The organism is Synechococcus sp. UW106 (genome assembly GCF_900474015.1).
In the GTDB taxonomy this organism is placed as follows: Bacteria; Cyanobacteriota; Cyanobacteriia; order PCC-6307; family Cyanobiaceae; genus Parasynechococcus.
This window is the reverse complement of the sequence record NZ_UCNV01000004.1, coordinates 39,537-59,095: the sequence shown is the minus strand read 5'-3', so window position 1 is coordinate 59,095 and position 19,559 is coordinate 39,537. Positions and strand designations below refer to the sequence as shown.

Annotated in this window: 17 protein-coding genes and 1 tRNA gene; 11 read left to right on the top strand and 7 right to left on the bottom strand. The window is 59.5% G+C overall.

The window, feature by feature from the left end; all coding sequences use genetic code 11:
- Positions 1-2: 2 nt before the first annotated feature.
- Positions 3-254, top strand: a complete 252-nt coding sequence (gene rpmE / locus DXY30_RS03175; RefSeq protein WP_115022769.1) for a 50S ribosomal protein L31 — start codon at positions 3-5, stop codon at positions 252-254.
- A gap of 15 nt (positions 255-269) precedes the next feature.
- Complete coding sequence (prfA, locus tag DXY30_RS03170) at positions 270-1,367, top strand: peptide chain release factor 1 (RefSeq protein WP_115093360.1); 1,098 nt, start codon at positions 270-272, stop codon at positions 1,365-1,367.
- A 3-nt stretch (positions 1,368-1,370) separates the two neighbouring features.
- Here prfA and DXY30_RS03165 read toward each other — a convergent pair whose 3' ends face one another.
- Positions 1,371-1,871, bottom strand: a complete 501-nt coding sequence (locus tag DXY30_RS03165) for an HNH endonuclease (protein ID WP_115093359.1) — start codon at positions 1,869-1,871, stop codon at positions 1,371-1,373.
- A 69-nt stretch (positions 1,872-1,940) separates the two neighbouring features.
- Between DXY30_RS03165 and alr the strand changes: the two genes are divergently transcribed.
- Positions 1,941-3,071 carry an alanine racemase gene (gene alr, locus DXY30_RS03160; RefSeq protein WP_170951115.1) on the top strand — a complete coding sequence of 377 codons (1,131 nt, stop codon included), beginning with the start codon at positions 1,941-1,943 and terminating at the stop codon, positions 3,069-3,071.
- A 37-nt stretch (positions 3,072-3,108) separates the two neighbouring features.
- Positions 3,109-3,197: transfer RNA gene (locus DXY30_RS03155), tRNA-Ser, on the top strand.
- A gap of 16 nt (positions 3,198-3,213) precedes the next feature.
- Here the strand turns inward: DXY30_RS03155 and DXY30_RS03150 are convergent.
- On the bottom strand, positions 3,214-4,128 hold the full coding sequence (locus DXY30_RS03150) for a serine hydrolase (RefSeq protein ID WP_115093358.1): 915 nt from the start codon (positions 4,126-4,128) through the stop codon (positions 3,214-3,216).
- Between the two features lie 17 nt (positions 4,129-4,145).
- Here DXY30_RS03150 and DXY30_RS03145 point away from each other — a divergent pair, with 17 nt between their 5' ends.
- Both DXY30_RS03145 and DXY30_RS03140 read left to right on the top strand, forming a co-directional pair.
- Positions 4,146-4,874, top strand: a complete 729-nt coding sequence (locus DXY30_RS03145) for a C40 family peptidase (protein WP_115093357.1) — start codon at positions 4,146-4,148, stop codon at positions 4,872-4,874.
- A gap of 60 nt (positions 4,875-4,934) precedes the next feature.
- The gene (locus tag DXY30_RS03140; protein WP_115093356.1) at positions 4,935-5,897 is read left to right on the top strand and encodes a glycosyltransferase family 2 protein; all 963 of its coding nucleotides are present in this window, start codon (positions 4,935-4,937) and stop codon (positions 5,895-5,897) included.
- Here DXY30_RS03140 and DXY30_RS03135 read toward each other — a convergent pair.
- A complete protein-coding gene (locus DXY30_RS03135) occupies positions 5,855-6,322 on the bottom strand; it encodes a HEAT repeat domain-containing protein (protein WP_115093355.1) in 468 nt (155 codons plus the stop codon). The genes DXY30_RS03140 and DXY30_RS03135 overlap by 43 nt on opposite strands.
- A 90-nt stretch (positions 6,323-6,412) precedes the next feature.
- On the opposite strand from DXY30_RS03135, the gene DXY30_RS03130 reads away from it, so the two are divergent.
- The 4 genes from DXY30_RS03130 (at position 6,413) to DXY30_RS03115 (ending at position 11,297) form a co-directional block, all read left to right on the top strand.
- Positions 6,413-6,529: a photosystem I reaction center subunit VIII gene (locus tag DXY30_RS03130; RefSeq protein ID WP_006851672.1), complete on the top strand. Its 117-nt coding sequence runs from the start codon at positions 6,413-6,415 to the stop codon at positions 6,527-6,529.
- A 43-nt stretch (positions 6,530-6,572) separates the two neighbouring features.
- Positions 6,573-7,064: a photosystem I reaction center protein subunit XI gene (locus tag DXY30_RS03125; protein WP_115022755.1), complete on the top strand. Its 492-nt coding sequence runs from the start codon at positions 6,573-6,575 to the stop codon at positions 7,062-7,064.
- Positions 7,065-7,173: 109 nt separating this feature from the next.
- Positions 7,174-10,290 carry an efflux RND transporter permease subunit gene (locus tag DXY30_RS03120; protein WP_115093354.1) on the top strand — a complete coding sequence of 1,039 codons (3,117 nt, stop codon included), beginning with the start codon at positions 7,174-7,176 and terminating at the stop codon, positions 10,288-10,290.
- Positions 10,291-10,331: 41 nt separating this feature from the next.
- Positions 10,332-11,297, top strand: coding sequence for a cupin (locus tag DXY30_RS03115; RefSeq protein WP_115093438.1), 966 nt, complete (start codon positions 10,332-10,334; stop codon positions 11,295-11,297).
- A gap of 11 nt (positions 11,298-11,308) precedes the next feature.
- On the opposite strand, the gene DXY30_RS03110 is transcribed toward DXY30_RS03115, so the two are convergent.
- The 4 genes from DXY30_RS03110 to psaA all read right to left on the bottom strand — a co-directional run bounded on the left by DXY30_RS03110 (position 11,309) and on the right by psaA (position 17,804).
- Positions 11,309-12,067, bottom strand: coding sequence for a DUF3598 family protein (locus DXY30_RS03110; RefSeq protein ID WP_244281228.1), 759 nt, complete (start codon positions 12,065-12,067; stop codon positions 11,309-11,311).
- Positions 12,068-12,111: 44 nt separating this feature from the next.
- Positions 12,112-12,762, bottom strand: coding sequence for a helix-turn-helix transcriptional regulator (locus tag DXY30_RS03105; protein ID WP_206749516.1), 651 nt, complete (start codon positions 12,760-12,762; stop codon positions 12,112-12,114).
- A 502-nt stretch (positions 12,763-13,264) separates the two neighbouring features.
- The gene (psaB, locus tag DXY30_RS03100; protein ID WP_115093352.1) at positions 13,265-15,478 is read right to left on the bottom strand and encodes a photosystem I core protein PsaB; all 2,214 of its coding nucleotides are present in this window, start codon (positions 15,476-15,478) and stop codon (positions 13,265-13,267) included.
- Between the two features lie 22 nt (positions 15,479-15,500).
- Positions 15,501-17,804 (bottom strand): photosystem I core protein PsaA, encoded by a 2,304-nt coding sequence (psaA, locus tag DXY30_RS03095; RefSeq protein ID WP_115022747.1) that lies wholly within the window; start codon positions 17,802-17,804, stop codon positions 15,501-15,503.
- A gap of 403 nt (positions 17,805-18,207) precedes the next feature.
- Between psaA and DXY30_RS03090 the strand changes: the two genes are divergently transcribed.
- Positions 18,208-19,557, top strand: a complete 1,350-nt coding sequence (locus tag DXY30_RS03090) for a hypothetical protein (protein WP_115093351.1) — start codon at positions 18,208-18,210, stop codon at positions 19,555-19,557.
- The last annotated feature ends 2 nt before the right edge of the window (positions 19,558-19,559 follow it).

The window sequence follows — 19,559 nt, the reverse complement described above, 5'->3', positions numbered from 1 at the left end:
CAATGCCAAAGCCCGACATCCACCCCACCTGGTATCCCGACGCCAAGGTGATCTGCAACGGCGAAGTGGTCATGACCACTGGTGCGACCCAGCCGGAAATCCATGTCGACGTCTGGAGCGGCAACCACCCCTTCTTCACCGGCACCCAAAAGATCCTCGACACCGAGGGACGCGTTGACCGCTTCATGAAGAAGTACGGCATGGGCACCAAAAAGAAAGGTGCCGAACCAGCCCAGGCCGAGTCCAAGGCCTGAGGGTGAGCACGGGGCATGGACGCCTCGACGTTGTTTTCTCGGCTGGAAACGGCCACAGCCAGCTTCCGCAACCTCGAGCGGCAGCTGGCTGATCCTGATGTAGCCGCTGACCCAAAGCGGCTCGAATCGATTGCGCGGGAGCGATCAAGGCTTGAGCCGCTTGTGCTCGATTTTGAGGAACTGAAAAAGCTCGAGAACGAGCGGGATTCAGCGCGTCAGCTGCTCAAAGACAGCCGCGGTGATGCCGCGATGGAGGAACTGGCCCAGGTTGAACTGGTCAGCCTCCAGGAAAAGCACACAACGCTTACGGAGCGACTCACCCTGGCTCTGCTACCGCGGGATCCCCGCGATGAGCGCAGTGTGATGCTCGAAATTCGAGCCGGTGCAGGAGGCGATGAGGCTTGTCTCTGGGCCGGTGATCTGGCTCGGATGTACGAGCGTTACAGTCAGAAGGTGGGCTGGGCGGTGCAGCCGATGAGCTGCACGGAGGCCGACCTGGGAGGGTTTCGAGAGCTGATCCTTTCGGTACGCGGCGACAGCGTGTACAGCCAACTGAAATTTGAAGCGGGGGTCCATCGGGTTCAACGCGTCCCGGCTACGGAATCCCAGGGGCGGGTTCACACCTCCACCGCCACTGTGGCAGTGATGCCGGAAGCCGATGCGGTGGAAGTTCAGCTCGATCCAAAGGATCTGGAGATCAGCACCGCCCGCTCGGGTGGTGCAGGGGGACAGAACGTCAACAAGGTGGAAACCGCAGTGGACCTCCTCCACAAACCCACCGGCATCCGCGTGTTCTGCACCCAGGAACGCTCCCAGTTACAGAACCGGGAACGGGCCCTGGACATCCTCCGGGCCAAATTGCTGGAGCGGGAAGAAGCTGCTGCTGCGGAACGGGAAAGCAGCAACCGACGCGCTCAGGTCGGCAGTGGAGACCGCTCCGAAAAAATCCGCACGTACAACTACAAGGACAACCGAACCACCGATCACCGGCTGGGCCGGAACTTCACGCTGGAGCCTGTGCTGGAGGGCCAATTGGAGGACCTGATCGGTGCCTGCATCGCCGAAGAACAACGTCAGAAACTCGAAGCCCTGAGCGAACAAACCGACGCCTGACGTTCAAGAACCGATGACGTATTTCGCCCATTCCTGGTGATGGCCTGAATGGATCTGACGTCGGGCCTCGAAACTGAGGCTGCTGGCCGGACGGCGCGGCACATGGCTCAGAGGCATGGCAGCCTCCTTTGGCGTGCGGTTGCCCTTGCGCACATTGCAGCTGAGGCAGGCTGTTGTCACGTTTTCCCAGGTGTCGCCGCCTCCACGACTTCGTGGCATCACATGGTCGATCGACAACTGATCGTCACGACTGCCGCAGTACTGGCAAGTGTGGTTGTCCCGCTGAAACACGTTGCGACGCGTCAGGGGCAGCTGGCGGAAGGGCACCCGTACGTATTGACGCAATCGAATCACGGTCGGCAGGTGGGTGCCCTGACGAAGTTGCCGACAGGGGTCATGTTCCAGACCTTCGGCCTTTCCCTTCAGCATCATCACCACCGCCCGCCTCCAGGTGGTGATATTGAGCGGCTCATAGGACGCATTGAGAACGAGAACCTGGCCCATGCCAGCTCACTCAATAAGCGTCATGCTATCGGCCACATTAAGCCGTCTCGGTAGCGCCGAGCACCGCCTGTGATTCCGGAGCTGAATCCACGTCAGCGCGCCTGGGTGGAAGTCTCACCTGCAGCGATTCGGGCCAATACCAGGGCTCTCTGCCATCACCTTGGCCCTCGCACCCAGTTGATGGCGGTTGTGAAGGCCGATGGCTATGGCCATGGCGCCGAGACCGTGGCACGAGCAGCACTCCAGGGGGGAGCCACCAGCCTTGGAGTAGCCACACTCCAGGAAGGCCTCGAGCTGCGCCGGGCTGGTCTGGAGGCACCGGTGCTGTTGCTGAGCAACCTCCACGAACCGGACGACCTACACACCTGTCTGCACTGGCGATTGATGCCCACCCTGAGCAGCCTCAGCGATGCCCAGCTGTGCAACGCCCTTGCAGCCGACAGTGGTCGACGTTTCGACGTGCAGCTGAAGATCGACACCGGCATGGCCCGGCTGGGCTGCTCCCTCAGCGACAGTCATCAGACCGCAGCGGGGCTTCAAAGCCTGGAACATCTGAATCTGGTGGGTATCTACAGCCATCTGGCCTGTGCAGACGAACCCGACGATTCCCTGACAAGCATCCAGCAGGATCGCTTCGTCAGCATGCTGTCGGCCGTGCCACAAGAGGGCGACAGCATCACCCGCCATCTAGCCAACTCCGCTGGAACCTTGCTCAATCGTGAGCTGCACCACGACCTCGTCCGCGTCGGCCTGGCCTTGTACGGCCATGCCCCTGCTGCCCACCTGAGCGACGTCATTCCCCTGCAACCAGCCCTGGCCGTACGTGCCCGGGTCAGCCTCATCCGCGCAGTCCCCGCCGGAACAGGCGTCAGCTACGGCCATCGCTTCGTCACTCAGCGCCCCTCCCGACTAGCGGTGGTGGGCCTGGGCTATGCCGATGGCGTTCTGCGGTCTCTCAGCGGGCACATTCATGCCATAAATCGGAATCGCCTGCTCCCGCAGGTGGGGGCCATCACCATGGACCAGCTTCTGATTGATGCCACCGATGCACCCGAACTGAAAGAAGGCGACATCGTCACCTTGCTTGGTCGAGACGGCGACCTTGAATTGAGCCCTCAACGTTGGAGCGATCACTGCGGTTCGATTCCCTGGGAAATCCTCTGCGGTTTCAAACGACGCCTGCCCCGCGTGGAAGTCTGACCAACTGCCCAGCAGTTGGTACTCTGGGTGCGCCGCTGGAGAGGTGGCTGAGTGGTTGAAAGCGGCTCCCTGCTAAGGAGTTACAGGAGGCAACTTCTGTCGAGGGTTCGAATCCCTCCCTCTCCGTTCCAAGCTCATGTGCTTAATTCACCCGCTCCTCGGAGCTGGTGAATTGGCTGAGTTGCCGTGCCAACTCCGGCAAAAGGGATGCATCCCTGGCGCGATCAGGACCCGTTGTGAACACCACCAGCAAGGTCGGTGGCTGCTGATCGGGAGCCTTAAACCAAGCCGCATCATGACGGGCCTGACTCATCCAGCCGGCCTTGCTCCACAGTTGTGCTTCCTCGGGTAAGCCCTCGCCGAGGAACCCATCCACCTGGTTCTCAGGATCAGCACGCCGCTGCTGCTGATCCAGCGAGCGCTGCAACAGACCTTGCAGCCGACGACATGCCGGCGGCGACACCACCGCACCGGTCATGACGGCCTCCAACATCCGGGCTGTCGCGACGGTGGACAAGCCATTGCGGTTGCTGTTGTCGGCTCCATAGAAGATTTTCTCCCGGCCATAGGGACCATCTCCCCAGGTCTTCTGACAGCAATTCACCGCCTCCAGCTCTGGCCACGCCAAGCTCTTCAGCCAGGCATTGATCAAGCGACGCTGCTGGGTCCAGAGCTCCCAGCGATCGCCATGGAGTGCAGGGCCGCTGGTGGTGCCCGTGAGCAGATCAACCACGAGCCCAGTGGCATCGTTGCTGGAGTCGGCGATCATGTCGCGCACGGCGCGCTGCAATTCATCACCGTCTGGGATCAGGTCGCGCTGCAACCACTGCTCAACGGCGACGGCATAAAACAGTTTGACCACGCTGGCCGGATAGAGGATCCGGTCCTGATTCCAGGAGGCGCCGCTGCCCTGACCAGCCTCCGGTGCAGCATCGGCGTACCGCACCCAGGTGATCGCCAAACTGTTGCGCAGCCCCGGACGGCCGTCTGCATCGAGCGCATCGAGTGACGTCTCAAGCCGAGCCGCCATGTCGGGATCGGGACGGTAGAACGCCATAGCGATTCGATTGGGCCATGGCGACGTTAGGCACCCTGCTGGCCCCAGACCTGATTCAGGCAGGTTCGAGCTGGCAGCTGTGCGGGGACGTCAATGGTTATGCGCGACCTAATGGCGAGAATCTGACCACGCAGGCCTGTCGTGGACGCCGCTTTCGCATCTTGGAGAAGCAGCGCAACAGGATCGCCGTGCAGCTGCTGGAGGATGGTTACCGCTGCTGGTTGGACCTTGAGGCTGTCCTGGGGCGAGCTGAGCAATGCTCACCCTGGAGCCCGTCGCTGCTGAGCGAGTCGGAAATTGAACGGAAGCTGCCTGGCGTGCTCGCCTGGAGCGAAACCGCCCAGCAACAGCCCAATACCTATCTGTGGGGCGGAACCACCGAGCCGGACATGGATTGTTCCGGCCTGATGCAAATGGCCTTCGCCAGCCAAGGCATTTGGATTCCACGAGACGCCTACCAACAAGAACGGTTCTGCCAACCGATTGCTGCTCTCCCCGACGATTACAGCCTGCTGAAACCGGGAGATCTGCTGTTTTTCGGCACACGCCGGCGTTGCACCCATGTGGGGCTTCATCTCGGCGATGGCCGCTATCGCCACAGCTCAGGCCAGGCCCATGGGCGCAATGGAATCGGCATCGACAGTCTCCACAGCCGCAACCGACACCCGGTCGCTTGCCATTACCGAGCTGAATTTCGCAGCGCAGGTCGTGTGGTTCGTTGCCATGACGGATCCCATCTCTCCTGACGCTGTCAGCAGGATCGGCAGGGACCCTGCTTAAGTTGAGCGACTCGCAGCGCGACCGGCATGAGTGCACCTCTGAATCTCTCGGTGGTGGTGCCGCTGTACAACGAAGAGGAAAGCCTTCCCCATCTGGTTAACCAGCTCATCTCAGCACTGCGTCCAGCCGGTGAGACATTTGAACTGGTCCTTGTCGACGATGGATCCAGCGACCGCACCGCAGAGGTGCTGGCACAAGTCAGCAGCGACGTACCGGAAGTAGTGGCTGTGCTGCTGCGCAAGAACTATGGGCAGACCGCAGCCATGGCAGCAGGGTTTGACGTTGCTGGTGGAGAGGTCATCGTCAGCCTGGATGGCGATCTTCAGAACGATCCAGCCGACATCCCAATGCTGTTGGCCAAATTGCGAGAGGGATATGACCTTGTGAGTGGCTGGCGCCATCAGCGCCAGGACGCCGCGCTTCAACGCAAATTGCCCTCCCGGATGGCCAACCGTTTGATCGGACGGGTGACCGGCGTGCGACTTCATGACTACGGCTGCTCACTGAAGGCCTATCGACGGGAGGTGCTGGCAGATATGCGGCTGTATGGAGAGCTGCATCGCTTTCTTCCCGCCCTGGCCTTCATCGAAGGCGCACGGATCACCGAAGTCAAGGTGAACCACCGTGCCCGTCAGTTCGGCAGCAGCAAGTACGGGATCGACCGCACCTTCCGGGTGTTGATGGATCTGCTCACCGTCTGGTTCATGAAGCGGTTCCTAACCCGACCGATGTATGTGTTCGGCTTCGGGGGCTTGCTCGCGATTGCCGCCAGCTTGATTGCCAGCACCTACTTACTGGCGATCAAAATGATGGGTGGCGACATCGCCAACCGCCCTCTGCTCACACTGGCCGTTGTCCTTGGACTCGCTGGAATTCAACTCTTCTGTTTCGGGCTCCTTGGAGAACTGCTGATCCGCACGTATCACGAAAGCCAGGGCAGGCCGATCTACCGCATCCGTGAAACGTTGCGAGGTGGCCGAGCCGGCTGACGGATCGAAACAGCAGCTGGAGCAGAGCGAAAAGGTGCGATCGCTGCTGCTGCCTCTTCCACCACACGTGAATCACTGTCCCGCAGCGCTTGGCGCAGCATGGGGAGCGCAGAACGATGCCCCCATCGAGCCGCCAAACGGACGGCAAGCAACCGTTCCTCTGGCCCAGCCTCCATATCAGCTTTCAAGCGACGCTGCAAAGCAAGACGCTCCAGCTCGCTTGTTGGTGCCGTCCAGGACTCCAACGAACCATCAGCGACATCCCCCACAAATGCAGGCTCAATCACCAGTTCCAGCTGGGCACGGTTGAGCTGCGCAACACCACTGGCATCGGTGCTGGAGAGCATCGGCTTCAGCGGTTTCCTGCGCAACCAGAGCACCACCGTGAGCAGGACGACGGCACCAGGGAGGAGAACGTTCTGCATGCGGATTGAACTTTTATGTCGCCGGTGCGACCTAAAGCAGGTCGTCAGATCGGACCTCCTTACAGTAGCTGCGAAGCTTTTGGCCTCGACATGACTGGAGATTTCGCTGCTGCCTGGCTGCCTGCGATTTTTGTGCCCATCACCGGAATCGTTTTTCCCGCAGTGTTCATCGTCCTTGTTGGTCGAGTGATCACCGCTGCCGAGTGACCGCGAACTGCGGATCGTTTCAACCCCTCAGCACTCGTAACTCATGACTGTCACTCCTGCTGCTGATCCCTGCGTCGGCAATCTTGCGACCCCCGTCAACAGCGGTTATTTCATCAAGGGACTGATCAACAACCTGCCCCTGTACCGCCCTGGGATTTCCCCGAACTTCCGTGGCCTGGAAACGGGCGCAGCTTTCGGTTATCTGCTCTTCGGACCGTTCACCATCTGTGGCCCTTTGCGTGCCACCGAGTATCAGCAAACCGCCGGTCTGCTGGCCGCCATTGGTGCTGTTCACATCCTCAGCCTGCTGTTCTTGCTGTACAACCAGCCCGGCAAGCAACCCAACATCCCCCCAGCAGACGTCACGGTTGAGAATCCTCCCGCCGACCTCTTCACCCGCACAGGTTGGTCCGACTTCACCAGTGGGTTCTGGCTTGGTGGCTGCGGCGGCGCCGTTTTTGCCTGGTTCCTCTGCAACACCGTTCACGTTCAGGATCTGTTCAAGATCGCTGCTGGTGTCTGGAGCGTCGGCTGAATTCATTCACCCGAGCCCTTCACCCAAACCATTAATCCCCCGGTTGCTTGCCCCGCAGGCAATCGGGGGATTTTTCCTGCCAAGATCCACACACTTTTGAGACGTCCAGGTGCGGTCGATCTCCCAGCCGTTTCTCCGACGGCCGGTCCTTACGGTCGTCTGCAGCCTGCTGATCCTTCTGGCGGGCTGCACAGCGCTGTTCGGCCTGGGACTAGAGGATCTTCCGCCACTCGCGCCCACCCGCGTCAGCGTTAACGCCAACTTCCCTGCGGCTTCGCCAGAGGTGGTGGAGCAGAGCGTGACACGGGTGTTGGAACAACAGCTGAATGGCCTTGAAGGGGTCGAAAGCATCAGCTCAACCAGCAGGCAAGGCGGCGCCAGCATCTCGATGCGATTCAACGCGGGAGATCCCGAGCTGAATGCCATCAAGGTGCAGAACGAGGTCAACCTCGCCAGCCGCCGGTTGCCTCAAGCGGTGACGCGCCAGGGACTCCAGGTGCGTCGCTCCTCGGAAGACCTGTTGATGATCTTGGGGTTCAGCCACCCACCCGATCAATACGTCCCGACTTTTCTCACAGGTTGGCTGGACCAGACCCTGCGCGACGCACTGCTCACAACACCAGGCATCGGCGATGTGCAGATCTTCGGCAGCAGTGAACTCTCCTTTCGCCTGTGGCTGGATCCGCAACGCCTCGAACAAACCAACCTGACCCTTGGCGATGTCAGCCGAGCCCTGGCTGAACAGAATGTTTTGGCTGCCGTTGGCAGCATTGGGGCGGCCCCTGTTCCATCGGGCCAGCTGCTGAGCCTTCCGGTGGAAGCGGAGGGGCGCCTCCGCAGCAGGTCGGATTTCGAGAATCTCGTGTTGCGCCGGCTGGACAACGGCGGGCTGCTGCGACTGAAGGATGTGGGACGGGTTGCCCTCGGACAGCGCAACTACGGACGAGAGGCCATGAATTTGGACGGGGAGCGCTCCGTCGCCGTGGGGATCTACCAGCGTGACGGGGCCAATGCCCTGGAGGTGAGCAGGGCGATCAAGCGCAAGTTGCAGCAGTTGGGACCGAGCTTCCCGCCGGGCATCGAACTTTCGATGATCGTTGATGTGGCCGACACGGTTGAGGCCAACCTTGATCGCACCTTCATCACTTTGCGCGATGCCGTGCTGCTGGTGCTGGTCGTGCTGGTGCTGTTTTTGGGCCGATGGCGACTCGCCCTGATCCCTGGCCTTGCCGTGCCGGTGGCGCTGGTGGGAAGCCTCAGCCTTGTGAAGCTGAGCGGTTCCAACCTCAACAGCCTGATCCTGTTTGGGCTGGTGCTGGCCACCGGGATCGTTGTGGATGACGCCATCGTCGTAAGCGAAGACATCGCCGGACGCATCGAACAGGGCACCCCCCCCGAACAGGCGGCGGAAGACGCAATGGCTGAGCTGGCGACTGCTGTTGTGGCCACCTCATTGGTGTTGGCAGCCGTGTTCCTTCCCGTGCTGCTCATTCCTGGATCGATTGGACGCCTTTATCAACCCATCGCCCTGGCCATCAGCGGAGCGATTCTGTTCTCCACCTTGAATGCGCTCAGCTTCACCCCGATGGCCTGCGCCCGTGTGTTGGGTCCAGGTGGTGGCCGTCTTCCTGGGGCCATCGGCAAGCTCAGCCGCTGGCTTCGGGAGGGAATGCAAACACTGCAATGCCAATACGCGAAGCACCTCGAGCACTGGCTGCAGCGAAAGCGGCTCATCGCCTTTGTGCTGCTGAGCGGCCTTGTCATCACAGCCTCAGGGTTGGCGGTGATGCCGACAGCTTTCATTCCCGATGACGACCAAGGTCAGATCCGCGGCTACTTCACCCTTCCCGACGGCGCCAGCCTCGAGCGCAGCGTGGCCGTGATGGACGACATCCGGCGCGTCGTCAGCGAAGAACCGCTGGTGCGCACCGGCAACTTCTATGCCGGCAGTTCGTTCGGACAGAGCGGAGAAGACCGAGGTTCCTTCTACCTGCGACTGCAAGCCCTGAAGGATCGGCCCGGCGTTGAGCAGAGCAGTGGTGCCATCAAACGTCGTCTCAACCGCAAGATTCAGCAACGGGTCGGCGATGCCAGGGTCGTGCTGATTACCCCTCCGGCAGTGCGGGGCTTCAGCAGTGAATCAGGACTCTCTCTTGAACTGCTGGACCGCAGCGGCGGCCAATTAAGCCTGGAGCAATTCGGCCGAGTCGCCCAAGAGTTCATTCAAACGGCTCAAGCGACAGACAGATTTGAACGGGTGAGCACCCGCTTCGATGCCAGTTTCCCCCGCTGGCGCCTGGAGCTCGATCGCGACCAACTGGCCGCTCTCGACCTCGACTACGGCGCAACACTGCGGGAAATCGGCACAGCCTTCGGTGGCCGCTACATCGACGACACCTTCGACGGCGGTCGGATCCGCTCGATTGTTCTGCAGCTGGATGGCCGCGAGCGACGTCGCCCCGAAGATCTCACCGGCCTAATGGTGCGGAATCGCAGCGGTGAGCTTGTGTCCGTGGCAACAGTGGCCAGCTTGAGCCGGGAGGAGGGCGTCAACAACATTCGCCATTTCGGACTCAACCGAGCGATCCGCATCACCGCCATCCCCGCTCCAATGGTCAGCAGCGGTGAAGCCATCGACGCTCTAACCAAGGCAGGAGATCGGATTGGAGGCAGCAACATCGGGTTGGCCTTCACAGGCCTTGCGTTGGAAGAACAAAGGGCTGCGCAGGTGACCTGGGTGCTGTTCGCCCTTGGGGTGACTGTGGTGTATCTGCTTCTGGCCGCGCTCTACGAGAGTTTCGTCGATCCGTTGATCATTCTGCTGACGGTGCCGATGGCTCTGCTCGGAGCTCTGATCGGCTTGAAATTGCGGGGCCTTCCACTGGATGTATACGGCCAGATGGGACTCCTGGTGCTGGTGAGCCTGGCGGCCAAGAACGGAATTTTGATCGTGGAATTCGCCAACCAACGGCTTGCAGCAGGCCTGGAACTGCGCCAAGCCGTGATCGACGCTGCCGTGAACCGGATGCGCCCAATCCTGCTGACAGCGGTCACATCCTTGGCGGGTTTCCTGCCTCTTCTGCTCGCCCAGGGCACTGGAGCCGCCAGCCGGATCAGCATCGGCACCGTGGTCTTCAGTGGACTGCTAGTGGCCTCTTTGCTGTCCCTGTTTGCAGTCCCTGCCGTCTACCTGCTGTTGAAACGCGATCGAATGCCCACCGCGTAGGGTGCGGCCTCGATCCAATGGTTCTGCTGCTGGAAGGAAAGATGACCATCACCCCGCGGGCAACGACGGCAACCAGTTCCCAGGCGCAGTTCTTCGACTACACCTCAGCGGCCAATCCCCTGCAGCAGGGGCTGATCAGCACGATCCCCTACCGGAGCTTTTCAGCCAGTTTCTTTGATGAGGCCGGGACGGCCCTTCAATCTCTTGATTTGAGTGCCGACTTGCATTGCGAGGGCCCGGCCACCGGTCCATCCCTCTGCGGCAATTTCATTCGACTGGATCAAGGAGCACTCCGCACCAATGCGGATGCAACCAGTCAACTGTTCTTCGTTGCCCGAGGCCGTGGGCAAACCGAAGCCTGTGGTCAGGTTTTTCACTGGAGCGCAGGAGATACGTTCGTCCTTCCGGCGGGCGGGGAAGCGATCCATAGCAGCAAGGGTCGCGCCGGCCTCTACTGGGTGCACGATGCCCCCCTGCTTCGTTATCTGGGCGTCAGCACAGTGAAGCCGGTGTTTGAACCCTGCTTCTACAGCCATCAGGATGCTCGCGCTGAGCTGGATGCCATCGCCAAAAATCCTCGAGGAGCCAACGCCAATCGGGTGAGTGTGCTGTTAGGCAACGATGCATTCCCTCAAACACGCACCGTCACCCACACCCTATGGGCCATGTTGGGGATTCTCCCCGCAGGTCAGATCCAACGCCCGCATCGACACCAGTCGATCGCTCTTGATTTTGCGGTGGCCTGCCAACCGGGGTGCTACACGATGATTGGCACCGAACTGGACGCGAACGGAATGATCCGCAATGGTCACCGGGAAGACTGGGTGACCGGTGCAGCCTTCGTGACACCCCCGGGCTACTGGCACTCACACCACAATGAATCCGACGCAGACGCCTATGTGCTGCCGATCCAGGATGCAGGACTGCACACCTACCTCCGCACGCTCGACATTGCTTTCAGCAATAAAGGACGGGGTGAACGTGAGTCATTGAGCAACACCCCGTGAGGGGAATGACGTCAACGGGTAAGCAGCTGATGATCCACCGACGTCAGCGCACCGTTGATTGCATAACGACGCGCAATTCGCTCGAGACGCGTCGGACTCGACAACCAAAGCGCTTCGATGCTGAATGTCTGTTTCGGATCAATCTGCAGCGGCGCCAGAAACGCACCTCCATCGGGCAAGAAGACCCACTGCTCAAGATCATCCGCTTCAAGACGAAGGCCATCTCCTGGTGAGTTGATGTCGCAACGCCAGTCCCCCATAAGTTGATTGGCCTCCAAGGGTGGACACTCGACCGCTGAACTCCCGACAAGGAACTCCCGGATCAAAACGATCCGATCCAACTGCCCTGCACTGTCCCAAAGCAGTACCAGCCGATGCCGCCGTTCGTTGTGCAGAAAACCGAATTCGGCATAGAGCGTTTTCCAGTTGGACCGGTGCAGCGTGCCTCTGGAAAAGCTGCCCGTAGCGAAGACCCCCATATCTGGATCAACGCGCAAGAAGCTTTGAACGATCCGCTTATCAGGCTCGCCGGCGGGTTTTTGGAGGGGAGATCCCTCCCCCTCCGGCCACAACAGCAACGTCAGATGAAGAGCGATGCCGGAGAGCGCCGGTTGCAGCGTCAATAGGGATGGCTGACGTTTGGTGCGTTGCAGCGATCGATCCATGGTGTCGAACCAGCCGCGCCACTCACCAACATTGCGCAACAGAAGCTCCCATTCATCCACAATCGGCCTTGTCTTGATCCGACTGCAGAGGCTAGGCAAAGCCAATGCGATGGGGACGGAAACAGTTCGTCGCCAGTCTTCTTGATCTTTCAGCGGGACGCCAACAAGGTCTTGCGCGGTGTCTCAGAGAAGAGATCGCGATAGGCACTTGCGAAGTGATTCCGACTGGCAAAGCCAAAATGCTCGGCTGTCTGCTGGACGGTGTTACATCCCAGCCGTTGCCGTAGCTCTGGATTACACAGCACTTCGTGCACTTGCTGCAACCGAATACGACGCATCAATGCCATCGGGCCATAGCCAAACATTTCACGACAACTCACGGTAAGGGTTGTCTTGGTAGTGAACAGCGCCTCACACACCGAGCTGAGTGAGATGGGCGTCATGCTCGATCGAAAGGAAAAGCGAACCAACTCCTGCACAAGATCACTGTGATGGTTTTTTTGCACAGGCTGCAGCAGAGCTGAAGTCTCTGGCGAAAGAGACTCGATCAGCTGCGCTTCCAGGAAGTCAGCCTGGAAAGGCCGTGGCACATCAGCACCCTGCCAGGCGGGAAGCACCATCAACTGACGCAACTTGCGATGAACTATTGGGGGAAGAATAGCTGTGTTGTTGTGCTCCATTCGATGAGCAATCTCGGATGCACCCATCAGTTCGACCCAGGTATCAACGCGACGACGATCGACAAGAGCAGCACCAATCCGATTGCCACCTGGAGACGTTCTCATTAACGTCTCCTTCATCTTGGTATTGAATCCAGCCAGGGCATTCGGAGCCAACGACTCACCAAAATGACGGTGATCGCTGTAGTTATCTGTATGTTCAATCGTGAATGGCAACCAGCGAGGGTTACGTGTGCCCTCCACTAACAACGCCTGATCTGCTTGCATCGAAACAAGCAAAATTCCATCCTGATGGTCGACCCTAAGACGTCCACGAAGGGGGCCTGACGACACCTGCACGACGTTGTAATCACAGCCAAGCCGCCTCCACAACCGTGCACACTCCTCAGCACTGTTGAATAAACGGTCGCAACAGGGCAACAGAACCGGTGATGGCGCGTTTTGACGGATCAGATGCGGATCAGGCCAAGCTCAAACAAGTTAGCTAGCAACAACTGACAGATCATGATCAGTTGCCAAATTTCTATGGAATGACATTCCCATAAAAAATTCCCCACCCGGAAGACCGGATGGGGATAAGTGAAACGAGGAACGACTCGTAGCAGGTTGAATCAGGAAAGAATCAACCGAACTTTCCTGAAGTCGAAGCTATCAGGAAGGCTGCGTACGTCAGTACATAGCCGACCGTGAAGTGGGCGAGACCAACAACACGGGCCTGAACGATGGAGAGTGCCACAGGCTTGTCGCGGTAACCCATCATGTTGGCGATGGGGCTGCGCTGATGTGCCCAGACAATGGTCTCGATCAGTTCCTGCCAGTAACCCCGCCAGGAGATCAGGAACATGAAACCGGTAGCCCATACCAGGTGACCGAAGAGGAACATCCAAGCCCAGACGGCCAGGTTGTTGCTTCCAAACGGGTTGTAACCGTTAATCAGCTGGGAGGAGTTGAGCCACAGGTAGTCACGGAACCAACCCATCAGGTAGGTGCTGGATTCGTTGAACTGAGCGACGTTGCCTGACCAGATCGCCAGGTGCTTCCAGTGCCAGTAGAAGGTCAGCCAACCCACGGTGTTCAGGGCCCAGAAGACTGCCAGATAGAAGGCGTCCCAAGCAGAGATGTCGCAGGTACCGCCACGGCCAGGGCCGTCGCAGGGGAAGGAGTAGCCGAAATCCTTCTTATCGGGCATCAACTTGGAGCCGCGAGCATCCAGGGCACCCTTCACAAGGATGAGGGTGGTGGTGTGCAGACCCAAAGCGATGGCATGGTGAACAAGGAAGTCACCAGGGCCGATCGGCAGGAACACATCGGTGTTGCCGTTGATGGCATCAAGCCAGTAGTGGTCACCAGGAATGTTCTGGGACGCAAGGCTGGCTGAGCTGGAGGCATTGGAGAGCAGCACGTCCATTCCATACATGGCCTTGCCAGAGGCGGCCTGTACGAACTGGGCGAAAACGGGCTCAACCAGAATCTGCTTCTCGGGGGTACCGAAGGCAACGACCACATCGTTGTGGACGTAGAGACCAAGTGTGTGGAATCCGAGGAACAGGGAGACCCAGCTCAGGTGACTGATGATCGCTTCTTTGTGCTCGAGCATCCGAGCCAGGACGTTGTCCTTATTGGCTTCGGGGTCGTAGTCACGGATGAAGAAGATCGCACCGTGAGCAAAGGCACCACACATCAGCGCAATGGCGATGTACTGGTGATGGGTGTACAGGGCTGCCTGGGTTGTGTAGTCCTTCGCGATGAAGGCATACGACGGCATCGAGTACATGTGCTGCGCCACGAGGCTGGTGATCACGCCAAGGGAGGCGAGAGCCAGACCAAGCTGGAAGTGCAGGCTGTTGTTGATGGTGTCGTAGAGACCTTTGTGGCCCGCACCCAGATCACCAGGAGTGCCCTGGGGAGGGTTGTGGGTTTCAAGGATCTCCTTGATGGAGTGACCGATACCGAAGTTGGTCCGGTACATGTGGCCGGCGATCACGAAGATGCAACCGATGGCCAGGTGGTGGTGGGCGATGTCCGTCAGCCAGAGAGCTTCTGTCTGAGGGTGGAAGCCACCAAGGAAGGTGAGGATGGCGGTGCCGGCACCTTCGGAACTACCGAAGACCTGATTCAGAGAATCGGGATTTTCGGCATACACACCCCAGTTACCGGAGAAGAAGGGTCCAAGACCGGCAGGGTGAGGCAGAACGTTGAGGAAGTTGTCCCATCCAACGTGCTGACCGCGGGCTTCGGGGATCGCAACGTGAACCAGGTGACCGGTCCAAGCGATGGAACTGAAGCCGAACAGAACAGCCAGATGGTGGTTCAGACGCGATTCAGCGTTTTTGAACCAGGCCAGGGAAGGACGGAACTTGGGCTGCAGATGCAGCCAGCCGGCGAAGAGGGCCCAAGCCGACAGGATCATCATGAAGATGGAACCCTGATACAGCTCGGCATTTGTCTTCATGCCGATTGTGTAGAACCAGTGATACAGGCCTGAGTAGGCGATGTTCACCGGGGAGGAAGCACCCGCTTGAGTGAAGGCGTCAATGGCGCCTTGACCAAAGTGGGGATCCCAGATTGCGTGAGCGATGGGGCGCACGTGCAGGGGGTCGGCGACCCACTGCTCGAAGTTGCCCTGCCAGGCGATGTGGAACAGGTTTCCCGAAACCCACAGGCCGATGATCGCAAGGTGACCGAAATGGGTGGAGAAGAGCTTCTGATAGAGGCGCTCCTCCGTCATTCCGTCATGGCTCTCGAAGTCGTGAGCCGTGGCGATCCCGTACCAGATACGACGGGTTGTCGGGTCCTGGGCCAGACCCTGGCTGAACGAAGGGAATTTCGTTGCCATTAGAGGGAGAGGTCAGGTGAGGTCAACCGACCACAAGAATGTGGGCGTGGAAGAAAGCCCACGTGGTCGCAATTCCGCCCAAGAGGTAATGGGCAACACCCACGGCACGGCCTTGGATGATGGAAAGAGCACGGGGCTGGATGGCGGGAGCCACCTTCAGTTTGTTGTGAGCCCAAACAATGGACTCGATCAGCTCCTGCCAGTAGCCGCGGCCACTGAACAGGAACATCAGGCTGAAGGCGAACACGAAGTGAGCGCCTAGGAACATGATTCCGTAGGCAGCCGTGTTCGAGCCATAGCTGTTGATCACCTGAACGGCCTGAGCCCACAGGAAGTCACGCAGCCAGCCATTGATGGTGATGGCACTTTGAGCAAAGTTGCCATTGGTGATGTGCGCGACGGAACCGTCGGCATTCACCGTTCCCCAGATGTCGCTCTGCATCTTCCAAGAGAAGTGGAAGATCACAACCGACAGGGAGTTGTACATCCAGAACAGGCCCAGGAACACATGGTCCCAAGCGGAGACCTGGCAGGTGCCACCACGACCGGGGCCATCGCAGGAGAAGCGGAAGCCCAGGTTGGCCTTATCAGGAATAAGGCGAGAGCTGCGGGCATAAAGAACACCCTTCAGCAGGATCAGTACCGTCACGTGAATCGTGAAGGCGTGAATGTGGTGAACCATGAAGTCGGCAGTACCGAGCGGCATGGGAGCCGCGGCGACCTTGCCGCCCACGGCGACCACAGAGCCGTTGAACACTTCACTCACACCCGCGAGGGCATTAGGAGCAGTGCTACCGGCAGCTGCGGCGTGCACGTTCTGAATCCACTGAGCAAAAATCGGCTGAATCGAGATAGCCGAATCGCTGAACATGTCCTGGGGACGACCCAAGGCACGCATGGTGTCGTTGTGGACATACAGGCCGAAGCTATGGGCTCCGAGCCAGATGCAGACCCAGTTGAGGTGACTAATGATCGCGTCGCGAGCCTTGAGAACCCGATCGAGCACGTTGTCGATGTGCTTCGCGGGGTCGTAGTCGCGCACCATGGCAATGGCAGCGTGAGCGCCGGCGCCAACGATCAGGAAACCGCCGATCCAAATGTGGTGTGTGAAGAGACCAATCTGGGTCGGATAGTCGATCGCTTGGTACGGATACGGAGGCATCGCGTACATGTGCTGAGCGACGATGATGCTCACCGAGCCGCCGATGGCCAGGTTGACCGCCAGCTGGGCATGCCAGGAGGTGGTCATGAACTCATAGAGTCCGTCGTGACCATTGGTGGCAGGGAACAGCAGGGGATCACCCTTCTGGCCTTCGTGAATCTCCTTGATGGAGTGACCGATGCCCCAGTTGGTCCGGTACATGTGACCGGCAACGATGAACATCACGGCGATCGCCACATGGTGATGGGCGATATCCGTCATCCAAAGGCTTCCAGTCACAGGATTTAGACCACCTTTGAAGGTGAGGAAATCGCTGTAGGCAGCCCAGTTACCGGAGAAGAAGGCACCGACACCGGCGCTGAAGCCGGGGTACAACTGAGCCAGCAGATCCTGGTTGAAGAATTCGTGCGGCAGCGGAATGTCTGCAGCCGAAGCGATGGTCTTGCCATTGAGAACCAGCGGCTGGCCGGCATCAATGGCATCCATCAACTTGGTGACAGGAGCCGAGACGTGGATCAGGTGGCCTGCCCATGACAGTGAACCGAGACCCAGCAGACCTGCTAGGTGGTGGTTCAGCATCGACTCAACGTTCTGGAACCACTCCAGCTTCGGCGCTGCCTTGTGGTAGTGGAAAACACCAGCGTTGAGCATCAGGCCGGCCATCACCAGAGCACCGATGGCCAAAGCCATGAGCTGGGTTTCACTGGTGATGCCCCAGGCCCGCCACATCTGGAAGAGGCCTGAGGTGATTTGGATGCCTTGGAACCCGGCACCCATGTCTCCATTAAGGATGTCTTGGCCAAAGACAGCCCAGACTTGCTGGGCACTTGGCTTCACATGGGTGGGGTCGGCAAGCCAACCGGAATAGTTGGAGAAGCGTGCGCCGTGGAAGAAGGCACCGCTGAGCCAGATGAAGATGACGGCCAGGTGGCCGAAATGTGCGGAGAAAATCCGCCGAGAGACCTCTTGCAGGTCGCTCGTGTGAGCGTCGAAGTCGTGAGCGTTGGCGTGAAGGTTCCAAACCCAGGTGGTGGTTTTGGGACCTTTCGCGAGGGCGCGGTCGAAATGTCCGGGCTTGCCGAACAATTCAAAGGTTGCAGGATTGTCAACCTTCTCGACCTGGCTCTTCGCGTCACTCCCACGCTCTGGTGGGCTGATGGTCATCGAGTCGTTCCTCGAGGGACGGGATTCGAGGTGGTGGGCCACCCCTCCGGCGAATCGGAATTCACCGGGGCCCCGGACACCAATCCACAGGGAATCGGCGTCAGGGCGTCAGTGAGACAGGGAGCCGAAACCCCTTGGCTGCACTGAAGCTGGGGCCCCACAGAGGGGACCGCTGGCGGAAGCATAGGTGCGGAGGTGGGGGTTAAAGGGCACTGAGTTACAAAGGTTCAATCCCATGGCGGGCCAGTCAGCGACAGGCGTCTGCAGAAGACCGAGAATCAGTCAAACAATGAAGATCTCAACCAGTAAGCAATACAATTTCGTGCAAATATTCTCCTTAAATAACCAAAACTGTGACATTGAAGGGTTGATTGTTCAGAATGATCAGATCTGTTCATGCCCAATGCTTCGCCCTGGCCTGAAGTCGATATGGGCTGTTCTGCTGACAGCTGTGGTGCTGCTGAGCGCCGGATTGCCAGTTCATGCACGAGCTGGATTCTTCAACCGCGATGTCGGCTCCGGCGCAAAGCCCCTACCGAGCTCCAGCCCCAGCGGAAAGCTCCAGGAAGTGGCCCCACCAGGGGCGGTGCAACAGCTGCGGCAGGAGCTGCAACGGCACCGTCCATCCCTGCGGTTGGTGGATCCAAGAAACGACACCATCGTTGCGACACAAGAGCTTGAGCTGAGTTTCGAGATCGATGACTGGCCCCTGAGCAACGACCCCGAACTGGGTCTGGGCCCCCACATCGCCATCCAGATCGATGACCGTTCTCCCCTACGGCTAAGCGATAGCGATGGCAACCGCCTGACAGTCCGCATTGACGATCTGGAAGCGGGCAGTCACCGGTTCAGCGCCTGGGCTGCTTATCCCTGGGGGGAAGCCGTTCAGTCACCAGGGGCCTCCATCCAGGGCCGCGTCCACCTCTGGCAAAAACTTCAGGGCACGCAACCCGACCGGGATGCACCTTGGCTGGTTCCTGTTCCACCCGCTGGAGAACAAGGCCTGCAACCACTTCTGGTGGACTGGCTCCTTTGGAATGCTCCGCTCCAAAACCTGCGTGAGGGGGATGGACGCTGGCGTCTACGCATCAGCATTGATGGGGACAGCTTTCTGGTCGATCACCAGGAGGCCCTGTGGCTCAAAGGATCGAATGGCGCAAGCAGTCACGACATTCAGATGGAACTTCTGAATGGGCTGGGCGAGCCGATCACACCCGTGTTCAACAATCAGCTGGTTCACCTGAAGGCTCCATCAGGTCCCAAGCCGGGCTGGATGCGATCGCGCCTCAATGAGAGCCAGCTCGCCCGCTTAAGCGGATCACCTGAGCCAGAGAGGCCGGAAACGGTCGAACAACCGAAAGAGGCTCCACAGAAAGCAGAACAGCCACCACAACTGACGCCAGTCGAGATCGAGGCCGAGACAGAGGCCGAGACAGAGACAGAGACAGAGACAGAGACAGAGACCGATCCCATCGCCCCCAAGAACAGCGATCAAGAGACGCCACAGTCGCCCCTGGATCAGGACCAAGCCACGACAGAGGCCAGCCAGCCAACACCAACCCAGGAGGAGCCCGCTGACAACGACAACGATCTTCCAATGAACACCAGCGACAACAATCCATCGGTGGCTGGAAAGCCAACCGAATCGCTCGAACAGCAGGCCAAGGCGGAAGCCAAGCTGATGCCGAGCAGCAGCCTGGGAGGATCAGCGCGTGAGCTGCTCAACAGTGATGGGCGCTTACGCAAGCCCTGACC

Bases quoted from the DNA above. Each gene is read 5' to 3' on its own strand.
- DXY30_RS03140 (WP_115093356.1), top strand. From the start codon at position 4,935: ATGAGTGCACCTCTGAATCTCTCGGTGGTGGTGCCGCTGTACAACGAA.
- psaB (WP_115093352.1), bottom strand. From the start codon at position 15,478: ATGGCAACGAAATTCCCTTCGTTCAGCCAGGGTCTGGCCCAGGACCCG.
- DXY30_RS03105 (WP_206749516.1), bottom strand. From the start codon at position 12,762: ATGAAGGAGACGTTAATGAGAACGTCTCCAGGTGGCAATCGGATTGGT.
- DXY30_RS03115 (WP_115093438.1), top strand. From the start codon at position 10,332: ATGACCATCACCCCGCGGGCAACGACGGCAACCAGTTCCCAGGCGCAG.
- psaA (WP_115022747.1), bottom strand. From the start codon at position 17,804: ATGACCATCAGCCCACCAGAGCGTGGGAGTGACGCGAAGAGCCAGGTC.
- DXY30_RS03165 (WP_115093359.1), bottom strand. From the start codon at position 1,871: ATGGGCCAGGTTCTCGTTCTCAATGCGTCCTATGAGCCGCTCAATATC.
- DXY30_RS03125 (WP_115022755.1), top strand. From the start codon at position 6,573: ATGACTGTCACTCCTGCTGCTGATCCCTGCGTCGGCAATCTTGCGACC.
- DXY30_RS03130 (WP_006851672.1), top strand. From the start codon at position 6,413: ATGACTGGAGATTTCGCTGCTGCCTGGCTGCCTGCGATTTTTGTGCCC.
- DXY30_RS03145 (WP_115093357.1), top strand. From the start codon at position 4,146: ATGGCGACGTTAGGCACCCTGCTGGCCCCAGACCTGATTCAGGCAGGT.
- DXY30_RS03090 (WP_115093351.1), top strand. From the start codon at position 18,208: ATGCTTCGCCCTGGCCTGAAGTCGATATGGGCTGTTCTGCTGACAGCT.
- rpmE (WP_115022769.1), top strand. From the start codon at position 3: ATGCCAAAGCCCGACATCCACCCCACCTGGTATCCCGACGCCAAGGTG.
- DXY30_RS03150 (WP_115093358.1), bottom strand. From the start codon at position 4,128: ATGGCGTTCTACCGTCCCGATCCCGACATGGCGGCTCGGCTTGAGACG.
- prfA (WP_115093360.1), top strand. From the start codon at position 270: ATGGACGCCTCGACGTTGTTTTCTCGGCTGGAAACGGCCACAGCCAGC.
- DXY30_RS03135 (WP_115093355.1), bottom strand. From the start codon at position 6,322: ATGCAGAACGTTCTCCTCCCTGGTGCCGTCGTCCTGCTCACGGTGGTG.